This window comes from Mycobacterium sp., from assembly GCF_025933915.1.
GTDB lineage: Bacteria > Actinomycetota > Actinomycetes > Mycobacteriales > Mycobacteriaceae > Mycobacterium.
Genome location: NZ_JAICZA010000007.1, coordinates 37,435 through 62,294, shown reverse-complemented (window position 1 = coordinate 62,294; position 24,860 = coordinate 37,435). Strand labels below are relative to the sequence as shown.

The following is a 24,860-nucleotide window of genomic DNA, read 5'->3' as shown; positions in this document are numbered from 1 at the left end:
GCGCAATCTGCGCTTCCCGCTCACCTGGGCGCCGCCGGAGGCGAACGTGGCGCGCATCGTCGCCTACGACCCGAACCTGAGTTCCGACCAGTGGTTCGCGTTCACGCCGCCGCGGGTTCCGGCGCTGCAAACCCTGCAGCAGCTGATCGGCTCGCAGACACCGACGCTGATGGACGTCGCGACCGCCGCCAACTTCCCGTGCCAGCGGCCGTTCTCCGAACACCTTGGCGTTGCCGAACTTCCGGGGTACCGCATCCTTCCCGACCGCAAGCAGACGGCGGCGTCGTCGAACCTGTGGCAGTCCAGCGAGGCCGGCGGCCCGCTGCTGTTCCTGCAGGCGTTGCTGCGCACCTCGACCATCTCGACGTATCTGCGCGGCGACTGGTACCGCGACTGGGGATCCGTCGAGCAGTACTTCCGGTTGGTGCCGGCTGATCAAGCGCCGGACGCCGCGATCGAACAGGGTGTGATGACAGTGCACGGCTGGAGCCGGCAGGGACCGATTCGGGCGCTGCCATGAGCGCGCCGACCGCGCGCAACGACGTGCGAGTGACGCGCTGGGTGGCGACCGTTGCCGGCCTGATCGGTTTCGTGCTGTCGATCGCCAGCCCGCTGCTGCCCGTCGTGCAGACCACCGCGACGCTGAGTTGGCCCCAGAACGCTCAGCTGAACAGCGTTACGGCACCGCTGATTTCGCTGACCCCGGTCGACATGACCGCCTCCGTGCCCTGCTCGCTGTTGCGTGATCTGCCACCGGAGGGCGGGGTGATCCTGGGCACCGGGCCCAAGAAGGGCAAGGACGCCGCGCTCAACGCGTTGTTCGTCGTCGTCAATCCCAAGCGCGTCGACGTCACCGACCGCAATGTGGTGATCGCCAGCGCCTCGCGCGAGCAGGCGACGTCGCCGCAGTGCCGGCACATCGAGATCACGTCGACACAAGCCGGCACCTTCGCCACCTTTGTCGGGCTGAATGATTCGGCGGGCAAACCGATCGGCGGCGGATTCCCCGACCCGAACCTGCGGCCACAGATCGTCGGTGTGTTCACCGACCTGACCGGACCCGCGCCGGCGGGTTTGACGCTGTCCGCGACCATCGACACCCGGTTCTCCACCACCCCAACCACTGTGAAACTCGTCGCGATGGTGGCGGCGATCCTGGCCACCATCGTTGCGCTGGTCGCCTTGTGGCGACTCGACCAGCTGGACGGACGGCGGATGCGCCGGCTCATTCCGGCGAACTGGCGCACGTTCACCCTCGCCGATGTCGCGGTGATCGGCGGGTTCGTGCTCTGGCACGTGATCGGGGCGAACTCGTCCGACGACGGTTACATCCTGGGCATGGCCCGGGTCGCCGACCGCGCCGGCTACATGTCGAACTACTTCCGCTGGTTCGGCAGCCCCGAGGACCCCTTCGGCTGGTACTACAACCTGCTGGCGCTGATGACCCACGTCAGCGACGCCAGCCTGTGGATGCGGTTGCCGGACCTGTTCGCCGGAATTGTGTGCTGGCTGTTGCTCTCCCGTGAGGTGCTGCCCCGGCTGGGGCCCGCGGTGGCCGCCAGCAAGCCGGCGAATTGGGCCGCCGGCATGGTGTTGCTGACGGCCTGGATGCCGTTCGACAACGGTCTGCGGCCCGAGCCGATCATCGCGCTCGGTTCGCTGGTCACCTATGTGCTGATCGAACGCTCCATGCGTTACAGCCGGCTGACGCCCGCGGCGCTGGCGGTCATCACCGCCGCGTTCACGCTCGGTGTCCAGCCGACCGGCCTGATCGCGGTGGCCGCGCTGGTCGCCGGTGGTCGCCCCATCCTGCGCATCCTGGTTCGCCGTCATCGTCTGGTGGGCACGTGGCCGCTGGTGGCACCCATGCTGGCCGCCGGCACCGTCATCCTGACCGTGGTGTTCGCCGACCAGACACTGTCAACGGTATTGGAAGCCACCAGGATTCGGACCGCGATCGGACCCAGCCAGGCCTGGTACACCGAGAACCTGCGCTACTACTACCTGATCCTGCCCACCGTCGACGGTTCGCTGTCGCGCCGCTTCGGCTTCCTGATCACCGCGCTGTGTCTGTTCACGGCCGTGTTCATCATGTTGCGGCGCAAGCGAGTTCCCGGGGTGGCCCGCGGGCCGGCGTGGCGGCTGATGGGCGTCATCTTCGGCACCATGTTCTTCCTGATGTTCACGCCCACCAAGTGGGTGCACCACTTCGGCCTGTTCGCCGCGGTGGGGGCGGCGATGGCCGCGCTGACCACCGTGCTGGTGTCACCGGCGATACTGCGCTGGTCGCGCAACCGGATGGCGTTCTTGGCGGCGGTGTTGTTCCTGATGGCGCTGTGCTTCGCCACCACCAACGGCTGGTGGTACGTCTCCAGCTACGGCGTGCCCTTCAACAGCACCATGCCGAAGATCGGTGGAATCTCGGTCAGCACAATATTTTTCGCGCTGTTTGTGCTCGTCGTGCTATACGCGGCCTGGTTGCACTTCGTGTCCCGCGACCACGGGGAGGGCCGGGTAGCCCGGGCGCTGACGGCGGCGCCGGTACCCATCGCGGCGGGATTCATGGCGCTGGTGTTCATCGCGTCGATGGTGGCCGGCATCGTGCGCCAATACCCCACCTACTCCAACGCCTGGGACAACCTGCGTGAGTTCAGCGGTGGCTGCGGACTGGCCGACGACGTGCTCGTCGAGCCGGACAGCAACATCGGCTACATGGCGCCCTTCAAAACAGGAGAGCCCGGCGATTACGGGCCGTTGGGGCCGCTGGGCGGCGAGCACCCGGTGGGATTCAGCCCCAACGGGGTGCCCGAACACATTGTCGCCGAGGCCATTCGGATCACCCCGAACCAGCCCGGAACCGACTACGACTGGGACGCCCCGACCAAGCTGAGCGCACCTGGCATCAACGGCTCGAAGGTGCCGCTGCCCTACGGCCTGGATCCCGATCGGGTGCCGCTGGCCGGCAGCTACGCCACCGCGGCGCAACAGGAGAGCAGGCTCGCCTCGGCGTGGTACCGGTTGCCCAAACCCGATGCCGCCCATCCCCTGGTCGTGGTGACGGCCGCCGGCAAGATCGCCGGCAACAGCGTGCTGCACCACCACACCGACGGGCAGACCGTGGTGCTCGAGTACGGCCGGCTCGGGCCCGGGGGTGACCCCCAAACCGCTATCGTGCCGGCCGGACGGCTGGTCCCCTACGACCTGAACGGCGAACAGCCGAAGGCCTGGCGCAACCTGCGTTTCGCCCGCTCGGACATGCCCGCGGACGCGGTCGCCGTGCGGGTGGTGGCCGAGGACCTGTCCCTGACGCCGGAGGACTGGATCGCGGTGACCCCGCCGCGGGTGCCGGAGATGCGCTCGCTGCAGGAGTTCGTCGGCTCGACGCAGCCGGTGCTGATGGACTGGGCGGTCGGGCTGGCATTCCCCTGCCAGCAGCCGATGCTGCACGTCAACGGGGTCAGCGAGATCCCCAATTTCCGCATCACCCCGGACTACACGGCCAAAAAGATGGACACCGACACCTGGGAGGACGGCGTCAACGGCGGGCTGCTGGGTATCACCGATCTGCTGCTGCGTGCCCACGTGATGTCGACCTACCTGTCCCACGACTGGGGCCGCGACTGGGGATCGCTGCGCAAATTCGACACCATCGCCGACGCGCATCCCGCGCAACTCCAGCTGGGCACCGCGACCCGCACGGGTTGGTGGTCCCCGGGCCAGATCCGCATCAAGCCGTAGTCGCGACGAAAAGCGTTATTTGTGAGCGTGTTACACGGCTCGGCGCCGTCGCTCGTCATCGGTGAAATGATCGCGCGAATTGTCGTCTGAGTAATCACCCGTCGAAGGTTTGAATTCGCCAATTTCGGGTGAATACTAGTTCCGCTGTGGTCCAGTTCACATCACGGGAAAAGGTGGCCCCCATGCATACGCTGACACGCCTGGGAACCTGCACCGCCGCGATCATCCCGGTCGCCGCGTTGGCCATCGGCACGGCCGCCGCCGAGGGCAGCGGCACCACGGTCGCGTTGGACGCCAAGCTTCGGCGTTGCGATTTCAGCCTGGTGAGCATCTCGCCGAAGGTGCCGCATCCGGCACTGGGGACGGGTTCCGCCGTCATTCACACGGCCGGGTCGAGGGTGGTCGCGGACGTCCATTTGGTGGACGCGCCGCAGCCCGGTGCCCACTTCGACGTGGGGCTGATCCAGGTACCCCGCCCCGCCTCGGCGACCTGCGGGCCCGGCGACCCCGGGACGGCCTTTACCGGCCTGGACACCGACGGGGCGGGCAGCGGGAATGCGACGGTGCAAGACAGCATTCGGTCCGGCACCACGGGAGTCTGGGTGGTCGTCCAACAACCAAACCCTCACTCGCAGAACCCGGCGGAGTTCTATACGTCCGAGTTCGTCGTGCCGGTGCGGGCATAGGGGACTTCGGTCCCTACCTCGCCGCCCGGGTCGGATGCTCCGATAGACGTGTCGAAAGACCTGGCGTCGGATGAGAGGCAAGGGTGTCGGCATCACAACGGGACACAAGCCAGCAGCGAATCGCGGCGGATGACGCCACCGGCGATATCGGCTCCGCGCTGCGCGCCGACATCCCGGAGGACATCGACACGTCGTCGGCGGCGGCCGAGGCGGCGGCGCTGGCGCACGGCTCGGCCATGCTCGTGGTGAAACGGGGCCCCAACGTCGGATCGAAGTTCATCTTGAACCAGCCCGTCATGACCGCCGGACGGCACCCCGTCAGCGACATCTTTCTCGACGACATCACGGTCAGCCGCCGGCACGCCGAATTCCGCAACGAGAACGGCGAATTCCGCGTCGTCGACCTCGGCAGCCTGAACGGCACCTACCGCAACCGGGAAGCCGTCGACTCCGCAGTGCTGGCCAACGGCGACGTGCTCCAGGTCGGTAATTTCCGGCTGGTTTTCCTCACCGCCCAGACGCTCTGACACCGTCGCTGTGTGGGCGACCCGGTTGATCGGCTCGGCGCGTAGCGTCTCAACCATGAGCGACTACGCCGCCGAGGCGGTAGACAGGCTGCCGTTCTCCACCGAAGAAAAGTCGCAGCGTTACGCGACCGAGAACTACCGCGGCGCCGTCGGTCTCAATTGGTACAGCACCGATCCCACGCTGCAGTTCACTCTTGCCTACTACCTGCAGCCCGAGGAGCTGAAACTGGCCGAGCGCCATCTGACGCACATCGGTGAACTGATGGGCGGTCCGGTGGCGCGGTGGGCCGAAGAGACCGACCGCAACCCACCGCGGCTCGAGCGCTACGACCGGTGGGGCCACGACGTCGGCCGGGTGGTCATGCCGACGTCGTTCACGGAGTCCAAGCGGGCCGTTCTGGACGCCCAGCGGGCGCTGCGGACCGAGGCGCGCGAGGCGAAGATGAGCTCGTCGCTGACGCTGTTCGCGTCGAATTATCTGCTCAATCAAGCCGATATCGGGATGGGTTGCGCGTTGGGCACCGGCGGCGGCATGGTCCAGTCGCTGGTGGCGGCCTACGCGCCGGCCGGTGTGGCCGAACACGTGCTGGCCAAATTCGCCTCCGGCGAGTGGGCAGGCGAGACGGCGCAGCTGCTCACCGAACGCACCGGCGGATCGGACCTGGGCGCACTCGAGACGACCGCAACACGTCACGGTGACTCGTGGCTGCTGAACGGGTTCAAGTGGTTTGCGTCCAACTGCGCCGGGGAGGCGTTCGTCGTACTGGCCAAACCCGAAGGCGCACCGGACTCTTCGCGGGGCGTCGCCAATTTCCTGGTGCTGCGCACCCGCCGCGACGGATCCCGCAACGGGGTGCGGGTCCGGCGGCTGAAGGACAAACTCGGCACCCGCTCGGTGGCCTCGGGCGAGGTCGAGTTCGTCGACGCCGAGGCTTTTCTGCTGTCCGGCGAACCGAGCCCCGAATCCGGCCCGTCCGACGGCAAGGGGCTGGGCCGGATGATGGAGCTCACCAACGCCGCGCGGCTGGGCATCGCGTCGTTCGGGCTCGGTAATGCCCGTCGCGCCCTGGTCGAGTCGCTGTGCTACGCGCGGCAGCGGCGCGCGTTCGGCGGGGCGCTGATCGACAAGCCGTTGATGCGGCGCAAGCTCGCCGAGATGATCGTCGACGTCGAAGCCGCCCAAGCGCTGGTGTTCGACGGCACCGGCGCCACCAACCATCGCCAGCCGCGCAGCCTGCGGCAGCGCATCGCGGTGCCGGTGACCAAGCTGAAGGTGTGCCGGCTCGGGATCACCGCGGCATCGGACGCGATCGAGATCCACGGCGGCAACGGCTATATCGAGACCTGGCCGGTGGCAAGGCTTTTGCGTGACGCGCAGGTGAACACCATCTGGGAGGGCCCCGACAATATCCTGTGCCTGGACGTGCGGCGCGGGATCGAGCAGACCCGTGCGCACGAGACGCTGTTGGCGCGGTTACGCGATGCGGTTTCCGTCGCTGACGACGGTGAAGCCACCAGGCTGGTCGCGGGCCGGATCGAGGATCTCGACGCGGCGATCACCGCGTGGTCCAAGCTCGACAGGGCGATGGCCGAGGCGCGACTGTACCCGCTGGCCCGATTCATGGGTGACGTCTACGGCGGCGCGTTGCTCATCGAGCAGGCGGCCTGGGAGCGGGCCACCCGCGGCGGTGAACGCAAGGCGCTGGTCGCACGGCTCTACGCGCAGCGGTATCTCGCCGATCGCGGGGCGCTGCGCGGTATCGACGCCGACTCCGACGAGGCACTGGAGCGCTTCGACGAGTTGGTCGACGGCGCGTTCTCTCCCGCCGAACAGTAAGGGCTAGATCGGGATGAGTCCGTGCTTGCGTGCCGTGCGGAACCACAGTTGCTTGTCCCGCAGCAGTTTCATCGACTTGCGCAGCAGCAGCCTGGTCTGGTGCGGGTCGATGACCGCGTCGATGAAGCCGCGTTCGGCGGCGGTCCACGGGATCGCCATGTTGAGGTTGTAGCCCTCGATGAAGTCCTTCTTGATCTGTTGCGCCTCGGGGGTGGTCGGGTCGGGGAACCGCTTCATCAGCAGCTGCGCGGCCCCCTCGGCGCCGATCACCGCGATGCGCGCGGTGGGCCAGGCGAAGTTGAAGTCGGCGGTCAGCTGCCGCGACCCCATCACGGCGTAGGCGCCGCCATAGGACTTGCGGATGGTGATCGTCACCTTGGGCACATCGGCCTCGACCACCGAGTACAGGAACCGGCCGCCGCGCTTGATGATGCCGTTGCGCTCCTGCTCGGCGCCGGGCAAAAAGCCCGGGGTGTCCACCACGAAGACGAGCGGGATGTTGAACGCGTCGCAGAACCGGATGAACCGCGCCGCCTTGTCGGAGGCTTCGTTGTCGATCGACCCGGACAGGTACATGGGCTGGTTGGCGACGACGCCGACCGGGCGTCCGTCGACCCGGGCGAACCCGGTGATGATGGCCGGGCCGCCCTGCGCGGCGACGTCGAGGAAGTCGCCGTCGTCGAAGATCCGCAGCAAGATCTCGTGCATGTCGTAGGCCATGTTGTCCGAGTCCGGCACGATCGAGTCGAGTTCGAGATCGGTCGGCGTGGTCTCCGGCTCGAGGCCGGGGTTGACGATCGGCGGCTGGCCGACGGTGCTCGACGGCAGGAACGACAGGAAATCGCGCACGTACTGGAACGCCTCGGCCTCGGAGTCCACCACCTGGTGGATATTGCCGTTGCGGGCCTGCGCGTCGGAGCCGCCGAGCTCGTCGAGGGTGACCTCCTCGCCGGTGACCTCCTGGATCACGTCGGGTCCGGTGACGAAGAAGTAGCCCTGATCGCGCACCGAGACCAGCAGATCGTCCTGGATCGGCGAATACACCGCTCCCCCGGCGCATTTGCCGAAGATGAGGGAGATCTGGGGCACCAGCCCGGACAGCGCTTCGTGACGGCGGCCCAGCTCGGCGTACCACGCCAGCGAGGTGACCGCGTCCTGAATCCGGGCGCCACCGGAGTCCTGGATGCCGATGATCGGGCACCCGACCATCGCGCACCACTCCATCAGCCGCGCGACCTTGCGGCCGAACATCTCACCGACGGTGCCCTGGAACACCGTCTGGTCGTGGGAGAACACCCCGACCGGCCGGCCGTCGATCATGGCGTGCCCGGTGACGCACCCGTCACCGTAGAGTGCGTTCGGGTCGTTCGGCGTTTTGGCCAGCGCACCGGTCTCCAGGAACGTGCCCGGATCGACCAGCGCGTGCACGCGGGCGCGGGCGCTGGGGATGCCCTTCTTGTCGCGCTTGGCGACGGCCTTCTCACCGCCGGGCTCTTTGGCCAGGTCCAGGCGACGATAGAGTTCAGCCAGCTTCTCGGCTGTGGTGTGCTGGATGGGAGCTGACCCCGCAGCTGGCACGGTCTCCGTCACTACTCGCCTACCTCACTCGTCTGACTGGCTTGCGCCTCCACCTTATTCAGCACGTCGGCCATGTGTGCGCCCACCTTGGCGATGATCGGCTCGTCGATGGCCTGGATGTGCTCGCCGCCGATCGGCACCACCTCGAGGTCCGCGACGAACGCACCCCAGCCGCCGTCGGGCTGGCGGACGGCATACCGTGGCTCGAATGCGATGACGTCGTCGTGGTAGCGATCGGCCATGTAGAGGGTCACGTGGCCGTCGTAGGGCTCGATCACGACGGTCTCGAGCGCCCGGTTGTCCAGATACGACGTCCGCTGGTGCTCGACGATGCCGCCCGGAATCTGCACGCCACTCTGCTGGACGATGTCCAACACGAACTTGACCTGTCCCTCGTCGTCGAGCTCTTCGAGCTGCTCGTAGGGGATCGCGGGAATCTCGACGTTGAAGGTGCGCTCGGCGAACTTCGCGTAACGGTCCCAGCGCTTGCGGGTTTCCTCCTTGGTCTGCGGGATCTCCTCGCCGGCGCGCACCGTGTCGATCATCCCGACGAATCGCACGTCGGCGCCGGCCCGCCGCAACCCGATCGCGCACGCGTACGCCAACGCACCGCCGAGTGACCACCCGGCCAGGACGAACGGCTTGCCGTCGTTCATCTCCAACAGCTTCGGCACATACTGGGCGGCCCGCTCTCCGATGGTGCCCTCCACACGCTCGAACCCGTACATCGGTGTGTCGGGCGGCAGCCGGTTGAGCAGCGGCTCGTAGACCACGGTCGAACCGCCGGCCGGGTGGAACACGAACACCGGTACCTGCGAGTCGTTCTCGGGCGCCCGGATGGTGCGCACGAAGCCGTCGATGGTGCCGGCCTCCAGGTAGCCGCGCACCTTTTCGGCCAGCGCCTCGATGGTCTCCGACGTCAGCACGTCCTCGGCGGTGACCGGACCCTCGGCGCGCTCGGAGAGCCGCTGTGCCACCTTGGCCGCGGCGTCCTCGTCGAGCTTGGGCAGCGGGTTGAAGATCCCGCCCGGCGACTTGCCCGTGACGATCGCCCAGGTGGCGAAGGTGACCCGCTCGGCGGCATCACGCGGCGGCACATCGGAATTGAGCGCCTTGGCCACCGCTTCGGAGCTGAGCGCCCCCGCCAAGTTCGGTCGGCCGCCGTTGGTCGCTGCGGCCGGTCCCGACGGATCCGTCGGCGGCGGCGGGATCGGCGCCTGCGTCTCGGGCTCCGCCTGCGGATCCGGTGGGGGTGCGGCGGCCGATGTCGGCGTTGCCCCGCTGAGCAGCTGGGCCTGCTCTTTGGCGATCTCTTCGGGCGTCAGCGTCTTCTGGTGCTCGTGCAACTGCTCGACCTCGTCGCGATGCTCGACCGCGTACTCGATCAGCTTTTCGACGGCATAGAGGTTGGCGTCGCGCACGGCCGTCAATTGGATGGGCGGCATGTCGAAGTCGTATTCGACGCGATTCTTGATCCGCACCGCCATCAGCGAGTCCAGGCCGAGCTCGATCAGCGGCACCTCCCACGGCAGGTCCTCGGGCTCGTAGCCCATGGCCGCCGAGACGATCAGGCCCAGCCGCTCACCGATGGTCTCGCCGGAATCCGGTGTCCACCTGCCCACGCTGGACGGCAGGTAGCGGTTGGTCAGGCTGTCCGACAGCGTCTCGGCGTCGGGCTCCTCGGCCGGCGCCGCGGCGGGGGCTTCCGCCACCGGCCCGTCGGTAACCGGGGCCGCGATCGCGGCGCCGGCGCCCACCGCGGTGGGCAACGCGGCGACGCTCTGGCCGGCCCGCGACACCAGCGCGTCGTAGACCAGGGTGAAGGACTCGTCGATGCGGGCGTGCACCTGAATCGAGGCCCCACCCGGATGCCGGGTCATCGTCGTCACCAGCCGGGCACCCGCCCCGGGCACCGCGCGCTGCTCGGACGCCGCCAACTGTGCATCCGGAAGCACTTGTGTCGCAGCGGATCTCACCAATGCGGCCAGATCCGTCTCGCCGTTGCGGGGCGCGTACTCCCAGACGTGCCGGCCGTCCGGCAATGCGACATGCGTCCCCGGCATGATCACCGAGCCGTCGCCGGAGAAGTGCACATCCAGCCAGTGTTCTTTGCGCTTGAACCGGGTCGGCGGGACGTTCGCAAAATCTTCAGATCCTTGGGGCCCCCGAGCGCGGCTGAACAGCGTCCGGATGTCCAGGTCGTGACCGTGCACATAGAGCTGGGCCATGGCCGAGATCATCGACTCGACGTCGTCCTGCTTTTTGGCCAGCGTCGGAATCAGTTGGGCGTCATGCAAACCCGCTGCCGCGGTGGTCAAACCGATCTGCATCAGCGCCACCGGGTTGGGCGCCAGTTCCAGGAAGGTGGTGTGGCCGCTGTCGACGGCGTTGCGGACGCCGTGCGTGAAGTAGACCGAATGCCGCATCCCCTTGACCCAGTAGGCGACATCGTGGATCGGCTCCCCACCGGGCTTGACGTAGCTGCCCTCGTGCACCGTCGAGAAGATTCCGACGGTCGGGGTCAGCGGCTCGATGCCCTGCAGTTCCGCGGAGAACTCGCCGAGCAGCGGGTCCATCTGCGAGGTGTGCCCGGCGCCCTTGGTCTGCAGCTTGCGGGCGAAGCGGCCCTCCGCCTCACAGCGGGCGACGATCGCATCGATCTGCTCGGGCGGGCCACCGATCACGGTCTGACTGGGTGCGGCGTAGACGCACACCTCCAGGCCGGGGAAGTCACCAAACACCGTCTTCAGCTCGTCGGCGGAGTACTCGACGAGCGCCATCAGCCGGATGTACTCGCCGAACAGCATCGCCTCACCCTCGCCCATCAGGTGCGAGCGCGAGCAGATCACCCGGGTTGCGTCCGCCAGCGACAGCCCGCCGGCGAAGTAGGCCGACGCGGGCTCTCCGAGCGACTGACCCACCACCGCAGCCGGTTTGGCGCCGTGATGCTTGAGCAGCTCGCCCAGCGCGATCTGGATCGCGAAGATGACGACGTTGGAAGTTTCGATGCCGTATTCGTGCGAGTCGTCGAGGATCAGCTCGAGCACCGAGTAGCCCCGCTCGTCCTGAATCAGCGCGTCGACCTTCTCGATCCACTCGGCGAAGACCTCGTTGCGCAGGTACAGGCTCTTGCCCATCTTGCGGTGCTGCGCACCGAAACCGGCCATCGCCCATACCGGTCCACTGGTCACCGGCCCGTCGACGCTGAACACGTTCGGCCGCTGCTTGCCCTCGGCGACCGCCCGCAGGCCCTTGACGGCCTCGTCATGGTCATGGGCCAGCACCACCGCGCGCGAGCGGCCGTGGTTGCGCCGCGACAGCGCCCGGCCGATCGATTCCAGCGACGACGCCTGCCCCTCGGGGCTTTCCATCCAGTCCGCCAGCTCGGCGGCCGCGGCCTTCTTGCGGGAGGTCAAAAAGGCCGACACCGCGATCGGGATCAGGGGCGCTGACTCTTCTTGTGCGGCAAGCTCTTCGGCCGCGATCTCCTTGAGGCGCAGGGCCTCTTCGGTCAGGCCCGGCAGTTCGTATTCTTCTTCCTCGGGCGCCTCGGCGTCGGGGATGATGTTGCCGAAGTCGTCGAACCGCAGCGAGTGGCTTTCCAGTGTGGGCGCCTCCGTCGCTTCGGCGGCTTCGACCCGGGGGGCGGGCTCGGGCTCGCGCACCTCCTTTTCCACGACGTCACGTGGCAAGACCTCGCGCACCACCAGGTGCGCGTTGGCCCCACCGAAACCGAAGCTGGACACCCCGGCCAGCGCATAGCCTCCGTAACGGGGCCAATCGGTCGCGTTGTCAACGAATTTCAAGCGCATGCCGTCGAAGTCGATGTAGGGGCTCGGCCCGGCGAAGTTGATCGACGGCGGCAGCTTGTCGTGCTGCAACGCCAGCACCACCTTGGCCAGGCTCGCCGCGCCGGCGGCCGACTCCAGGTGTCCCACATTGGTTTTCACCGCGCCCAGCAACGCCGGGCGATCGGCGGGACGGCCCCGCCCGACGATGCGGCCCAGCGCCTCGGCCTCGATCGGGTCGCCCAGGACGGTGCCGGTGCCGTGCGCCTCGATGTAGTCGACGGTGCGCGGATCGATGCCGGCGTCCTTGTAGGCCCGGCGCAGCACCTCGGCCTGGGCGTCCTGGTTGGGGGCGATCAGGCCGTTGGACCGGCCGTCGTGGTTGACGGCGCTGCCGGCGATCACGGCCAGGATCTGGTCGCCGTCGCGGCGGGCGTCGTCGACCCGCTTGAGCACGAACATCCCGCCGCCCTCGGAGCGGGTGTAGCCGTCGGCGTCCGACGAGAACGACTTGATCTTGCCGTCGGGAGCCAGCACCGCGCCGATCTCGTCGAAACCGAGCGTCACCAACGGCGTGAGCAGCGCATTGACACCACCGGCGACCGCGACGTCGCACTCGCCGTTGCGCAGCGCCTGCACCGCCTGATGCGTCGCCACCAGCGAGCTCGAGCACGCGGTGTCCAGCGCCACCGAGGGACCCCGGAAGTCGTAGAAGTAGGACACCCGGTTGGCGATGATCGAGCTGGCGGTGCCGGTGATCGCGTAGGGATGCGCGACTGTCGGGTCGGAGACCGCCAGGAATTGGTAGTCGTTGTTGGAGAAGCCGACATACACGCCGACGGCCTCGCCGCGCAGGCTCGACGCCGGGATGCGCGCGTGCTCGAGCGCCTCCCAGGTCAGCTCCAGCGCCATCCGCTGCTGCGGGTCGATGTTGTCGGCCTCGGTCTTGGCGACCGCGAAGAACTCCGAGTCGAAGCCCTTGACGTCCTTCAAGTAGCCGCCGCGGGTGCGGGCGGCGGCGACGCGCGCGGCGATGCGCGGCTCTTCGAGGAATTCCGACCAGCGGCCCTCGGGCAGATCGGTGATGGCGTCGCGGCCCTCCATGAGCGCTTGCCAGGTTTCGTCGGGGCTGTTCATGTCCCCGGGCAGCCGGGTGGACAGCCCCACGATCGCGATGTCGACGCGCTCGGCCGGGCCGGTGCGGGTCCAGTCCGCCCGGTCCAGGTCGTCGTCGGCAACCTCCGGCTCGCCCTCGATGATGCGGGTGGCCAGCGACTCGATCGTCGGGTGCTGGAAGGCCACGGCCACCGACAGCGTCACACCGGTCATGTCCTCGATGTCGGCGGCCATCGCCACGGCATCACGGGACGCCAGCCCCAGCTCGACCATCGGCACCGACTCGTCGATGTCGTCCGGCGACCGCCCAACCGCCTTACCCACCCAGTTGCGCAACCACCGGCGCATCTCGGGGACGGTCGTTATCTCGGCCTTCGCGGCGGGCACCTCCCCGCCGGGGTCCGGGGTGGTGTCTTCGGGATCGGTGCCGGGGTGCTCAGTGTCAGCCATGGTCCTAAGAGATTCAGTCAGTTGAGTCGGCGAAGGCCGTCGGAGATCCGACGCCGCTGCGCAGACTGCCGTCGAGGTAGGCGGCGCGGCACGCGCGGTGCCCGATCTTGCCGCTGGAGGTCCGCGGGATGGTCCCCGACTGCACCAGCAGCAGGTCGCGGACGGTGACGCCATGGCGCACCGCGATGGCCGCCCGGATGTCGTCGGCGATCGGCTGGTAGTCCAGCTTGTGCGACCCGGCGGCCCGCTCGGCGACGATCACCAGCTGCTCGGAGCCGTCGTCGGGGTCGTACTTCAGGCCGGCGTGCGGGTTGTCGAACACTTCCTGCGGCAGCTGGTTCGCCGGCACCGAGAAGGCGGCCACGTAACCGGTGCGCAGCGCCTTACTGGCTTCCTGCGCCGAGTACTCGAGATCCTGCGGGTAGTGGTTGCGGCCGTCGATGATGACCAGGTCCTTGATGCGGCCCGCGATATAGAGGTGGCCGTTGTGGTAGGTGCCGTAATCGCCGGTCTTGACCCACATGCCGTCGTCAGGGGCGCCCTCGGCGTGCGACTGGCTGATCCGCGACTTGAGGATGTTACGGAAGACGTCGTTGGTCTCTTCTTCCTTGCCCCAGTAGCCGATGCCCAGGTTGTTCCCGTGCAGCCAGATCTCGCCGATCTGACCGTCCGCCAGCTCGCTCGCGGTCTCCGGATCGACGATGACGGCCCACTCGTCGACGCCGATGATGCCGGCGGAAACCTGCGGCACGGCCTTCGGTGAATCGGCGGGCACCTCGACGAAGCGCTGCTTGTTCAGCTCGTCACGGTCGACGTGGATGACGGTGGGCGCCTGGTCCATCGGCGTGGTGGAGACGAACAGCGTCGCCTCGGCCAGGCCGTAGGACGGCTTGATCGCGGTCTCGCGCAGACCGTAGGGCGAAAACGCGTCGTAGAACTTGCGCATCGACGCCGGGGACACCGGCTCGCTGCCGTTCAGGATCGCCTTCACGTTGCTCAGGTCCAGCGGCGGCTCACCGTCCTTGGGCACCCCGCGGACCGCCGCGTGCTCGAACGCGAAGTTCGGCGCCACGGTGATGACTTCGCAATCCGGGGCGTCCTCGGGCTTGCGCGCCATCTCACGGATCCACCGGCCGGGCCGGCGCACGAAGGCGGCCGGCGTCATGAAGGTGAACTTGTGACCGACCACCGGTGACAACAGCGCAGTGATCAGCCCCATGTCGTGGAAGAACGGCAGCCAGGACAGGCCGCGGTCGGCCTCCTTGCCCTCCAGGCCGTTGAGCACCTGCAGCACGTTGGTGGGCAGGTTCAGGTGGGTGATCTCCACGCCGGTCGGGGTGCGGGTGGAGCCGGAGGTGTACTGCAGATAGGCGATGGTGTTCTCGTCGGCCTCCGGCGGTTCCCAGGTGGATGCGACCTCGTTGGGTACCGCGTCGACGGCGATGACGCGGGGCCGCTCCTTGGCCGAACGGGCGCGGATGAACTTGCGGACGCCCTCGGCGGCCTCGGTGGTCGTCAGGATCGTCGACGGGGTGCAGTCGTCGAGCACGGCGTGCAGGCGGCCGACGTGGCCGGGCTCGCTCGGGTCGAACAACGGCACCGCGATCCGGCCGGCGTACAGCACGCCGAAGAGTGCGACGAGGTAGTTCAGGTTCTGCGGGCAGAGCACGGCGATGCGGTCGTCGGGCTGCGTGACCTGCTGCAGCCGGGCGCCGACGGCGCGGTTGCGGGCACTGAACTCCGACCAGGAGATGTCGCACTCGACGCCGTCGCGCTCCGTCGAGTAGTCCAGGAACCGGTAGGCGAGCTGGTCGCCGCGAACCTTCGCCCATTTCTCAACGTGCTTGACCAAGTTCGTGTTCTCCGGGAACTTGATCTTTCCATTCACGATGAACGGGTTGTGGTACACCATGCCGCTCTCCTGTCACACCTGTTGTCTAGGTCGGCTCCGCCGACGTTTCGGTCTCTAGCTCTGATCGGCCACCGCCAACCGTTACACGTCTACGCGCGGGCCAGCCCTCGCACGGCACCCGCTGGGGAACGCCGGTCATGTGTCAGTCCCGGCCGGCATCGACCCCGGCCCGGGTCCGCGACAAAGTCTGGCAGCTCTTAAATTCCTCTTAATGTTACGGGCCTGCCCCACGGCAGACCAAATCACAAGGTACCGCCGATAGCCACCGGCAACCGCTACCTAAAGCCTGTGTCCCACCGCCCCGATCATCCGTGTTTCGGTTGTGGCGCATTTGCAATCAGGCCGTGAGCCCAGTTCAACGTCCAATCGGTCGCGGGCGCCCCGTCCACGCTCCAACACTGCGTCGTCGCGTACAGCGCATGGACCGGTTGACCGGCACCGCCGGCCAAGGTGTTCAGCGTGCTCGGCAGGTTGGCGATGCTGAAGGCCTCCTCCGGTGCGGCGCAGATGAGGTCGCCCGGCGCGCAGATCTCGTTGGTCTTGCCGTTGAGGTCGCCGAAGCCACCCGGACGCGCGCCGGTCATGGTCAGCCCCATCCCGGACAAGATGGGCACCTCGTGCAAGGTGACCTCGGCGCCCTGGCCCGGCGGGTTGGGTCCGATGTCGTTGCCGACCCCGAGCTGACGACGGCCGTCGGCGATCAACGTCACACCCAGCACCAGGTCGTCGTCGACGGGTCCGCGGCCGTTGCCGATATCGCTGGCGATGTCGCCCATGATCACCGCGCCCTGGGAAAAGCCCATCAGCACATAGCTGGTCAGCGGGCACTTGGCGTTCATGTCGGTCATCGCCGCAACGGTGGCGCGGGTGCCTTCGGCCCGGCTGGCGTTGTAGGACATCTGCGTGTCGCCGCTCAACGGATTGTGGAACTGCGCGGTGTACGGGGTGGTGTACGCCTGCACCCGCGACGCCGGGAAATCCTGGGTGATGCTCGTAGTCACGTTGTGCAGCAACGCGTTCGGAAATTGCAACGGGTTGCCGGGGTCGTCCTGCGGGGCGGACTCCCACGTACCGGGCACGTTGACCAGCAGCACGTCGGGGCAGGAGGCGTCCTGGAATGCGGGTCGCGGCTTGTGCGGGTGCGACGTCGTCGACGACGGGGGCAACACCCCGGGCGGCACCGCGCTCGGCTGCGACTCGCGCCCGCGCAGCACCGCGACGACGGCCACGATGACCAGCAAGACGACGCCGGCGACCGAAAGGGCGGCGATCCAGGCGAGGGTGCGGCGGCGCTTACGCCGGGCGCTGTTAGCCATGTTCTCCTGCCAGCAGTGTCGGTGGATCGCAGCTCGGAATCCGGGCAAGCGGCCCTCCCGGCCCGTGCTGCACTTTCACACGGTACCGGCTCGCTGCCAGGGGCTCGCTGCTAGCGGATGGCGCCGACGATGTCGCCCGACATGGCCCCCAACTGGCCCGACCAGGAACCCCAGCCGTTGTCGCCGCCGCTCGGGAAGTCGAAGTGGCCGTTGTGCCCGCCGTTGCTGCGGTACTGCTGATAGAACTCCCGGGAGCTGCCCATGGCCGCGGCCCCTTGGCCGATCATCGCGGCGTCGTCGCCCCCCAGGTTCATCGGGCTGTAGACCCAGACCCGGGTGTTGTTCTGCGCCAGCAGCGAGGCGTGCACGTAGGGGTCGTGCCACTTCCACCGGCCCAACTGCGGCGCGCCCCACATGCCGTTGCCGTCCACGCCGCCGAACTGCTGCAGGCCGGCCAGGATGGCGCCGTTGTAGTTGGTGCTCGACGGGTACAGGAACCCCGACATCGAGCCGGCGAAACCGAAGCGGTCGGGATGGAAGGCGGCCAGCGCCATGGCGCCGTAACCGCCCTGCGAGGCGCCAACGGCGGCGTGGCCACCCGGCGCGAGTCCCTTGTTGGCCGCCAGCCAGTCGGGCAGCTCGCTGGACAGGAACGTGTCCCACTGCTTGCTGCCGTCCTGCTCCCAGTTGGTGTACATGCTGAAGGCGCCGCCGGCCGGAGCCACCACCGAGATTCCCTTGCCGCCCAGCGTGTTCATCGCATTGCCGGCGGTGACCCAATTGCTCACGTCCGGCGCCGCATTGAAGGCGTCCAGCAGGTACACCGCGTGCGGGCCCCCGGCGAGGAAGGCCACCGGGATGTCGCGGCCCATCGCCGCCGACGGAACCATCAGGCTTTCGTAGCCCGCCGCCCTGGCCTTGCCGACGATCGGCGCCGTCGGCAAGACAACCGCCAACCCGACCGCGAGCACGGCAAAGCAGAACGCCCGAAGAAGCGCTGGCACACCCCGCACGACCGTCATGTCCACCCTCCATCGTTTCGTCGCTGAGAGCACATTAGCCAGCTGCTTGGTTCCCCCGCTCGCCGGGTAGTGAAACACGTCACACACGCCGCAAACGACTCGCGGCGGAAACCCCGAGGGGTTCCCGCCGCGAGTCGCAATGCTTGCGTGTTTTAGGTGCCCTGACCGGTTCCGTTACCGGCAGCGGCGGCCGTGGCCGGGCCTGCGCCCGGGGTGGCGCCCAGCACCGACTGCATGTCAGGCTTCATCGCCTGCAGCTGCGCGCCCCAGTAGGGCCAGTCGTGGGTGCCGTTGGCGTCGAAGTTCCACACCGCGTTGTGACCACCGGCGCCGTTGTAGGCGTCCTGGAACTTCAGGTTGCTGGTCCGCACGAAGCCCTCCAGGAACTTGGCGGGCAGGTTGTCGCCACCGAGGTCGGACGGCTTGCCGTTACCGCAGTACACCCAGATGCGGGTGTTGTTGGCGACCAGCTTGCCCACCTGCAGCGACGGGTCGTTGCGCGCCCACGCCGGGTCCTCCTTGGGGCCCCACATGTCGGCGGCCTTGTAACCACCGGCGTCACCCATCGACAGGCCGATCAGCGACGGGCCCATGCCCTGCGACGGGTCCAGCAGCGCCGACAGCGAGCCGGCGTACACGAACTGCTCCGGGTGGTAGGCGGCCAGGATCAGCGCCGACGATCCCGCCATCGACAGACCGACGACGGCACTGCCGGTCGGCTTGACCTGCTTCTGGCTCTGCAGATACGCCGGCAGCTCGCTGGTCAGGAAGGTCTCCCACTTGTAGGTGGTGCAGCCGGCCTTACCGCAGGCGGGCTTGTACCAGTCGGAGTAGAAGCTGGACTGGCCACCCACGGGCATGGCAACCGAGATGCCGGACTGGTTGTACCACTCGAACGCCGGGGTGTTGATGTCCCAGCCGTTGAAGTCGTCCTGCGCGCGCATACCGTCGAGCAGGTACAACGCCGGCGAGTTCGCGCCACCGCTTTGGAACTGAACCTTGATGTCGCGGCCCATTCCGGCGGACGGAACCTGCAGGTACTCCACCGGCAGACCCGGGCGCGAGAAGGCACCGGCGGTCGCCGAGCCCCCGACGGCGCCAATCAGGCCCGATAGCAGGGCCGCACCAGCGGCCGCCACCACGAGCCGGCGCGGCATACCCGCCGCGGCGCCGCGCAATCTGTCGACAAGCGTCATCCTTGCTTCCTCATCCTTCTTGCGGCCTCTCGGCGCATTCGTCCGATCGGCCGCTTTCTTGATTGGGTCGAACTGCCTACGCGCGAAGCGCAGCAGTGCCCGTGTAGTCAACCACACCTCGCACCATTCGGTCGCATCGAGGCGAGCCCGCGAACCGTCGAGCGGCCCACCTACCCAGGGGTTTTCATGTCGAACACGTGTAGAAGAGGCGATGTTTTCACATGTGCTTGGCCAGCATTGCCAGCTGGTGAAGGGCCAAATGTGATGTTGCTGCCATTTTTTCGCGGCCGGCGGGCAGCGATTGGTTCGGGGTCTGCCGAAATTTCTTCTGCGCAGCGCTTACTCGCGAGGTGGCGGTGGGGCTTCTTCGGGTATCGGTAGCCCGCACCGGGCGAGTTCGTAACGCGGCACCCGGTCGATGCGGTACTTGGTGAACTGGAAGGAGTGCAGCACGTTGGACAGGAATCGGTGGGGGTTCATCGGCGCGCGCACCGAACCGAGCATCGACTTCGTATCGGGGCATTGCAGCGCGGAGACGGCCTCGGCGACCCACTGCGCGTCCAGGTAGCCCGGAATTCCCGGATACACCTTCACCCAGGGGCCGTCGGCGATCACCCAGTCCGGGAACAGGTTTTTGTCATGCCCGATGCGGCCGTGCTTCAGCCGCTGTGTGTGTTGCGCCAGTGGGTTTGCCAATCCGATTTGATCGATGACCCTGACGTCGAGCCCGACATTCATGCCAACCATGCCGAGGTTGGTGAAAAACACTGCGTGCTGGGGCTTTTGCGGCGACTTGTCGGCGGCACCGCCGGGCGCGGACTGAACGGGCTGAGCCATCGGCACCAGGTCCCATTGGATGTAGTTGCCCGACGGCAGCAACAGCGCTCCGTCGGGAGTGTTGTTCAGGGCGGTCAGGATCGCCGCCATCCGCGGATAGCCCAGATAGTCCGCGGCGGTCAGCGGATGCGCGTGACCGGTGGCCTGGGCGTAGAAGCGCCGTTCGTCGACGATCCCGGAGTAGGTGACGTGGGTGGCGTCATCGCCCATGCCGGGTGAATTCGCCGCCCACAGTGCCCACCCGGCCAGCCCCAGCCACAACGCCGTCGCCGCGCCGGCCACCCAGTTACCGGTCTCACGCGAGTAGTCCTGGCCGTCGGGCACGATGACCGGGACGACGGCCACTGGGGCCAGCAGGCAGAACAGCGGCGCCAGCAGCACCCGCGCGTGCATGAAGTCGCCGCCCTGCCGGATCCAGTACAGGGCCTGCAGCAGACCGCTGACCAGGACCCACGCGACCACCGCCGGCGGGCTGTGCACCGCCCGCGCTACCCGGCCGTAGTCGGGCGCCAGCGCGGGGCGCAGGAACGACGGCCGCCGCCGGGCGGCGAACAGCAGGGCGCCGAGCGGCACGAGCAGCACCACCGGGATCCACACCGCATACGGGCCGTCGAAGTTCGAGAGGTAGATCATGCCCTGGGACCACTTGTCCCCGGCCGCGTCCTTGGCCAGTGCGGTGCCGGGCACCAGCAGGCCGTAGTAGCCCATCCGGAAGATCTCGTAGGCGACCGGCAGCACACCACCGGCGGCCACGATCAGCGCGCGGCGCCGCCAGGTCCGGGCCGCGACCAGCATCATGATCAGCGCCAGGCCGCCCATCAGCGCGAGCTCGGGCCGAACCAGGACGCTGAACCCGGCAACGAACGCCAGCGCACCGACGAACACCTTCTTGTCCGCGCGGTTGCGCACCGGCTGCGCCCAGCAGACCATCATCCACCACAGCAGCCCGAGGTAGGCCAGCGCCAAACCGCTCTCCAGGCCGGAGGTGGCGAAGTCACGCGCCGGCGGCAGCGCGATGTAAACCAACGCCCCGGCGGGCAACATGATCGCCTTGCGGCCGCGCAGGCTCGGCGCATACAACCGCGCGGCGCCCAGCATCAGCAGCGCCACGCCGAGCACCGAAAGCACCAGTGCCAGAGCCAAAGCCACGTATTCCATGCGCAGCGGGCCGCCGACCCAGCTGCCGGCGTACATCAGGTACGTCCACGCGGTGGAGGTGTTCGCCTCCACCCACTCGCCCTGGTTGAAAACCGGCCCATTGCCGGCGAACAGATTGCGCACGGTGCGCAACACGATGAGTCCGTCGTCGGCGATCCACCGCCGCTGCCAGCCGCCCCAGGCGAACAGGACGGCGACCACCGCCACGCTGATCCACAGGCTGACCCGCACCACGGCCGTGTAGGGGAACACCGGCCAGCCGGGCCGCCTGATCACCGGCCGGCTGCGCATCATGCGCGCTTTGAGCGCCTGCAGTTCGGGGCTAACCGAAGGCAACGGCGGCTCCAATTGTCGCGATCCACGCCACCGCCAACAGCTGCAGCACCCGGTCCCGCAGCGCGATGTCTTCGGGCTCCCCGGCCAGCCCGCCGTCCACGTCCACCGCGTAGCGCAGGATCGCGATGGTGAACGGGACCATCGACACCGCGAACCAGGAGCCCGAGTGGTGGTCGCGCTCGAACGCCCACAGGCCATAGCAGACCACCACCGCGGTGGCCGACATGGTCCAGACGAACCGCAGGTAGGTGCTGGTGTAGCTCTCCAGCGATTTGCGGATCTTCGCGCCGGTGCGTTCGGCCAATTGCAGTTCGGCGTAACGCTTGCCGGCCACCATGAACAGCGACGCGAACGCCGCCGAGAGCAGAAACCACTGGGACAGCGGGATTTCGGTGGCCACGCCGCCGGCGATGGCGCGAAGCAGATACGCCGACGACACGATGCAGATATCAAGCACCGCTTGGTGTTTGAGACCGAAGCAGTACGCCAGCTGCATGCCGAGGTAGACGGCCATCACCAGCGTCAGGTTCGGCGTCACCGCCCACGCGATGCCCAGCGAGGCCACACCCAGCACCACCGCCAGGAGGTAGGCCAGCCACTCGGGCACCACGCCCGCCGCGATCGGGCGGAACCGCTTGGTGGGGTGTTCGCGGTCGGCCTCGACGTCGCGCACATCGTTGACCAGATACACCGCCGACGCCGCCAGGCTGAACACCACGAATGCCAGCCCCACCTGCGTGAGCATCTGCCCGTAGTCGTACCGAATTCCGCTGCCCAGCCCGGCCACCGGCGCGGCCAGCACGAGCACGTTCTTGACCCATTGCCTCGGGCGGATGGCCTTGATCACCCCGGCGACCAGGTTGGTCGGTGGTCCGGCCACCACTTCCTCAGTTTCCTCGGTCATTCTCACCTCTTACAACCTCTTGCACCTGTCCCACGCGGCGCGCGAACGCCGCGATGACGGCACCCAGCGCGATCCCGCAGGCCACGTCGCTGGGATAGTGCACACCCAGCAACATCCGCGACAACGCCATCGGCGGCACCACGACCGCGGGCAGCGGCAGACCGGTGATCCGGCCCATCAGAATCGCGGCGGCAGTGGTGGAAGTGGCGTGTGCGGACGGAAAACTCAGCTGGCTGGGTGTGCCGACGTTCACCACGACGGCCGGGTCATGCGGCCGCTTGCGCCGCACGATCCGCTTGACGACGACGGCGGCGGCGTGGGCGACGAACGCTCCGGCCCCGGCCGCCAGCCAGTCCCGGCGCCGCGTCGGCGAAAGGGCCGCGCCGAGCAGGGCGACGGCCACCCAGCCGATGCTGTGCTCGCCGAAGTGGGACAGCGCGCGCGCCACCGGTAGCGCTCCGGGGCGATCGCCCAGTGCCGCCTGGACGGCGACCAGCGCGGCCACCTCACCGCGCGGCGCCTCTGCAGCAGCGGCCTCAGGCATGTTCTGCAGCTGGCAGCAACGCCGTCTCCCACTTCTGCTTGCTGGACAACACCGGCAGCGCGTCGCGGTACGTGTTGCGCATCTCATCGAACCGGCTGAGCAGCTGACGCTGACGGCGTAGCGATTCGAACAACAGCGAGAACATCTTTCGCCGATCCCGCTGCCGGTAGACCACGCCACACCCGTCGGCCGTCGTCACCGTCACGCCATCAACCGTGCACAGCCGGAACCAGCGCGCATCCTGGGTCGCCACGTTGTACTCCGGGCTCCCGTGGGCATCGGTGTCGGCCTTGGTCATGTTGTGCAGGATTCCGCGGGCCAGCCGGTAGCCGATCGACACCGGGTTCACCGGCGGCTTCATCGCCTTGCTTGGGTAGCGCGGCTGCGGCAGTTCGCTCGCCGCCGGCAGCACCACCGCGTCCGGGTATTCCTTGCGCAGGCGATGCACCTCGGGCAACGCGGATTCCAGGATCGAGAAGATGTGCTCGGGCCCGGCGAGGAAGTCATCGATTGCCCGGTTCTGGATAGCCACCGTCGAATACTCAAGGCAAGCAAGGTGTTTCAGCGTTGCCTTGAGGTGGCTGCGAACCAACCCGGTGATGTCACCGTCCCAGTGCAGCGCGGCGACCACCAGCCGGTTGCGCAGGTGGAAGTAGGCCTGCCAGTCGATGGCGTCGTCCTTGTCGCTCCAGGCCATGTGCCAGATCGCCGCGCCGGGCAGCGTGACGGTCGGATACCCGTGCTCGCCGGCGCGCAGACCGTATTCGGCATCGTCCCATTTGATGAACAGCGGCAGCGGCTGGCCCAGCTCCTCGGCGACCTGCCGCGGGATCATGCACGTCCACCAGCCATTGAAGTCGACGTCGATGCGACGGTGCAGCAGCGCGCTCCGAGGATTCTTGTCGCTCAACGGGAATTCGGCGAAATCGTGATCGTACTCGGCGTGCGGCGCGGCGGTCCACATGAAGTTCGACTGGTCGACCACCTCGCCCATGATGTGCAGGTGTGACGGCTCCTGCAGGTTGAGCATTTGACCGCCGATGAGCATCGGCGTCTTGGCGAAACGGTGCATCGCCAGCACCCGCAGGATCGAGTCCGGCTCGATGCGGATGTCGTCGTCCATGAACAGGATCTGTTGGCAGTCAGTGTTTTTCAGCGCCTCGTACATCACCCGGCTGTAGCCGCCGGAACCGCCGAGATTGGGCTGGTTGTGGATCGACAGGCGATCGCCCAGACCCGCCGCCGCCGCCGGGAAGTCCGGGTGATCGCGCACCTTGCGGACGCCCTGGTCCGGGACGATCACCGCACCAATCACCTCGTCCACCAAGGGATCTGCGGTGAGGTCGGCGAGCGCGTTGACACAGTCGGCGGGACGATTGAACGTCGGGATGCCGACGGCGATGTTGGCCGGTACCGGAGCGGGCTCGGTCGCATACCAGCCGCCGCTCACCAAGTTGACCGCGCTGTCGGTGGTGATGTCGCACCAGATCCAGCCGCCGTCCTCGAACGGCCGCAGCGCCACCTCGATCTCGACGACGGCCGGCTGGTCGTCGGTGCCGACGAATTGGCGGCCCTCCACCGAGATCCGCACCCCGGTGGCCTTCGACCGGTACACGTCGACGCGCCCGGTTCCGGTCAGCTCGACCCGCAGCACCACCGATTTGCAGATCGACCAGCGCCGCCAGTAGCTGGCCGGGAACGCGTTGAAGTACGTGGCGAACGACACCTCGGACTCTTTGCCGATCTCCAACGAGGTGCGGCTCGTCGCGTGCGCCCGCCGGGCGTTGGTCGTCGACTCCTCCAGATACAGCTTGCGCACGTCGAGCGGCTCGCCGGGACGCGGCAGGATGATCCGGGACAGCAGGCTCACGGCAGTCATCAGGCGCCACTCTCCCCCACAAGCGGGTGGAACCCC

At 67.9% G+C, this 24,860-nt stretch carries 15 protein-coding genes; 5 read left to right on the top strand and 10 right to left on the bottom strand.

What is annotated here, in order from left to right; translation table 11 throughout:
* The 5 genes from Q0W90_RS02145 to Q0W90_RS02125 form a co-directional block, all read left to right on the top strand.
* The coding region (locus Q0W90_RS02145) for an arabinosyltransferase C-terminal domain-containing protein (RefSeq protein ID WP_297772917.1) at positions 1-520 on the top strand (520 nt) is incomplete at its 5' end.
* A complete protein-coding gene (locus tag Q0W90_RS02140; RefSeq protein WP_297772914.1) occupies positions 517-3,738 on the top strand; it encodes an arabinosyltransferase domain-containing protein in 3,222 nt (1,073 codons plus the stop codon). The genes Q0W90_RS02145 and Q0W90_RS02140, both read left to right, overlap by 4 nt.
* 182 nt (positions 3,739-3,920) lie before the next feature.
* The gene (locus tag Q0W90_RS02135) at positions 3,921-4,424 is read left to right on the top strand and encodes a hypothetical protein (protein ID WP_297595258.1); all 504 of its coding nucleotides are present in this window, start codon (positions 3,921-3,923) and stop codon (positions 4,422-4,424) included.
* An 83-nt stretch (positions 4,425-4,507) separates the two neighbouring features.
* A complete protein-coding gene (locus Q0W90_RS02130; RefSeq protein ID WP_297772912.1) occupies positions 4,508-4,951 on the top strand; it encodes an FHA domain-containing protein in 444 nt (147 codons plus the stop codon).
* Between the two features lie 55 nt (positions 4,952-5,006).
* Positions 5,007-6,788, top strand: a complete 1,782-nt coding sequence (locus Q0W90_RS02125; protein WP_297772910.1) for an acyl-CoA dehydrogenase family protein — start codon at positions 5,007-5,009, stop codon at positions 6,786-6,788.
* Positions 6,789-6,791: 3 nt separating this feature from the next.
* On the opposite strand, the gene Q0W90_RS02120 is transcribed toward Q0W90_RS02125, so the two are convergent.
* From Q0W90_RS02120 to Q0W90_RS02075, 10 genes are all read right to left on the bottom strand, one after another.
* Positions 6,792-8,366, bottom strand: coding sequence for an acyl-CoA carboxylase subunit beta (locus Q0W90_RS02120; protein WP_297697409.1), 1,575 nt, complete (start codon positions 8,364-8,366; stop codon positions 6,792-6,794).
* An 11-nt stretch (positions 8,367-8,377) separates the two neighbouring features.
* Entirely contained in the window at positions 8,378-13,720 is a 5,343-nt protein-coding gene (gene pks13 / locus Q0W90_RS02115) for a polyketide synthase Pks13 (protein ID WP_297772908.1), read from the bottom strand.
* 13 nt (positions 13,721-13,733) lie between these two features.
* Positions 13,734-15,632 carry a long-chain-fatty-acid--AMP ligase FadD32 gene (fadD32, locus tag Q0W90_RS02110; protein ID WP_297697388.1) on the bottom strand — a complete coding sequence of 633 codons (1,899 nt, stop codon included), beginning with the start codon at positions 15,630-15,632 and terminating at the stop codon, positions 13,734-13,736.
* 305 nt (positions 15,633-15,937) lie between these two features.
* On the bottom strand, positions 15,938-16,948 hold the full coding sequence (locus Q0W90_RS02105; RefSeq protein ID WP_297594115.1) for a cutinase family protein: 1,011 nt from the start codon (positions 16,946-16,948) through the stop codon (positions 15,938-15,940).
* Between the two features lie 110 nt (positions 16,949-17,058).
* The gene (locus Q0W90_RS02100; RefSeq protein ID WP_297594130.1) at positions 17,059-17,961 is read right to left on the bottom strand and encodes an alpha/beta hydrolase family protein; all 903 of its coding nucleotides are present in this window, start codon (positions 17,959-17,961) and stop codon (positions 17,059-17,061) included.
* Positions 17,962-18,122: 161 nt separating this feature from the next.
* Positions 18,123-19,166 (bottom strand): diacylglycerol acyltransferase/mycolyltransferase Ag85A, encoded by a 1,044-nt coding sequence (ag85A, locus tag Q0W90_RS02095; protein WP_297594106.1) that lies wholly within the window; start codon positions 19,164-19,166, stop codon positions 18,123-18,125.
* Between the two features lie 339 nt (positions 19,167-19,505).
* On the bottom strand, positions 19,506-21,497 hold the full coding sequence (gene aftB / locus Q0W90_RS02090; protein WP_297772903.1) for a terminal beta-(1->2)-arabinofuranosyltransferase: 1,992 nt from the start codon (positions 21,495-21,497) through the stop codon (positions 19,506-19,508).
* Positions 21,484-22,401, bottom strand: coding sequence for a decaprenyl-phosphate phosphoribosyltransferase (locus tag Q0W90_RS02085; RefSeq protein WP_297594100.1), 918 nt, complete (start codon positions 22,399-22,401; stop codon positions 21,484-21,486). The genes aftB and Q0W90_RS02085 overlap by 14 nt, the downstream gene beginning before the upstream one ends.
* On the bottom strand, positions 22,385-22,945 hold the full coding sequence (locus Q0W90_RS02080; RefSeq protein ID WP_297772901.1) for a phosphatase PAP2 family protein: 561 nt from the start codon (positions 22,943-22,945) through the stop codon (positions 22,385-22,387). Before Q0W90_RS02080 ends, Q0W90_RS02085 begins: the two co-directional genes overlap by 17 nt.
* Complete coding sequence (locus tag Q0W90_RS02075; protein WP_297697390.1) at positions 22,938-24,824, bottom strand: glycosyltransferase; 1,887 nt, start codon at positions 24,822-24,824, stop codon at positions 22,938-22,940. Before Q0W90_RS02075 ends, Q0W90_RS02080 begins: the two co-directional genes overlap by 8 nt.
* Between the last annotated feature and the right edge of the window lie 36 nt (positions 24,825-24,860).

Coding starts and splice junctions, on each gene's coding strand:
- Q0W90_RS02140 (WP_297772914.1), top strand. CDS start 517: ATGAGCGCGCCGACCGCGCGCAACGACGTGCGAGTGACGCGCTGGGTG.
- Q0W90_RS02135 (WP_297595258.1), top strand. CDS start 3,921: ATGCATACGCTGACACGCCTGGGAACCTGCACCGCCGCGATCATCCCG.
- Q0W90_RS02125 (WP_297772910.1), top strand. CDS start 5,007: ATGAGCGACTACGCCGCCGAGGCGGTAGACAGGCTGCCGTTCTCCACC.
- pks13 (WP_297772908.1), bottom strand. CDS start 13,720: ATGGCTGACACTGAGCACCCCGGCACCGATCCCGAAGACACCACCCCG.
- fadD32 (WP_297697388.1), bottom strand. CDS start 15,632: ATGGTGTACCACAACCCGTTCATCGTGAATGGAAAGATCAAGTTCCCG.
- Q0W90_RS02105 (WP_297594115.1), bottom strand. CDS start 16,948: ATGGCTAACAGCGCCCGGCGTAAGCGCCGCCGCACCCTCGCCTGGATC.
- ag85A (WP_297594106.1), bottom strand. CDS start 19,166: ATGACGCTTGTCGACAGATTGCGCGGCGCCGCGGCGGGTATGCCGCGC.
- Q0W90_RS02085 (WP_297594100.1), bottom strand. CDS start 22,401: ATGACCGAGGAAACTGAGGAAGTGGTGGCCGGACCACCGACCAACCTG.
- Q0W90_RS02080 (WP_297772901.1), bottom strand. CDS start 22,945: ATGCCTGAGGCCGCTGCTGCAGAGGCGCCGCGCGGTGAGGTGGCCGCG.
- Q0W90_RS02075 (WP_297697390.1), bottom strand. CDS start 24,824: ATGACTGCCGTGAGCCTGCTGTCCCGGATCATCCTGCCGCGTCCCGGC.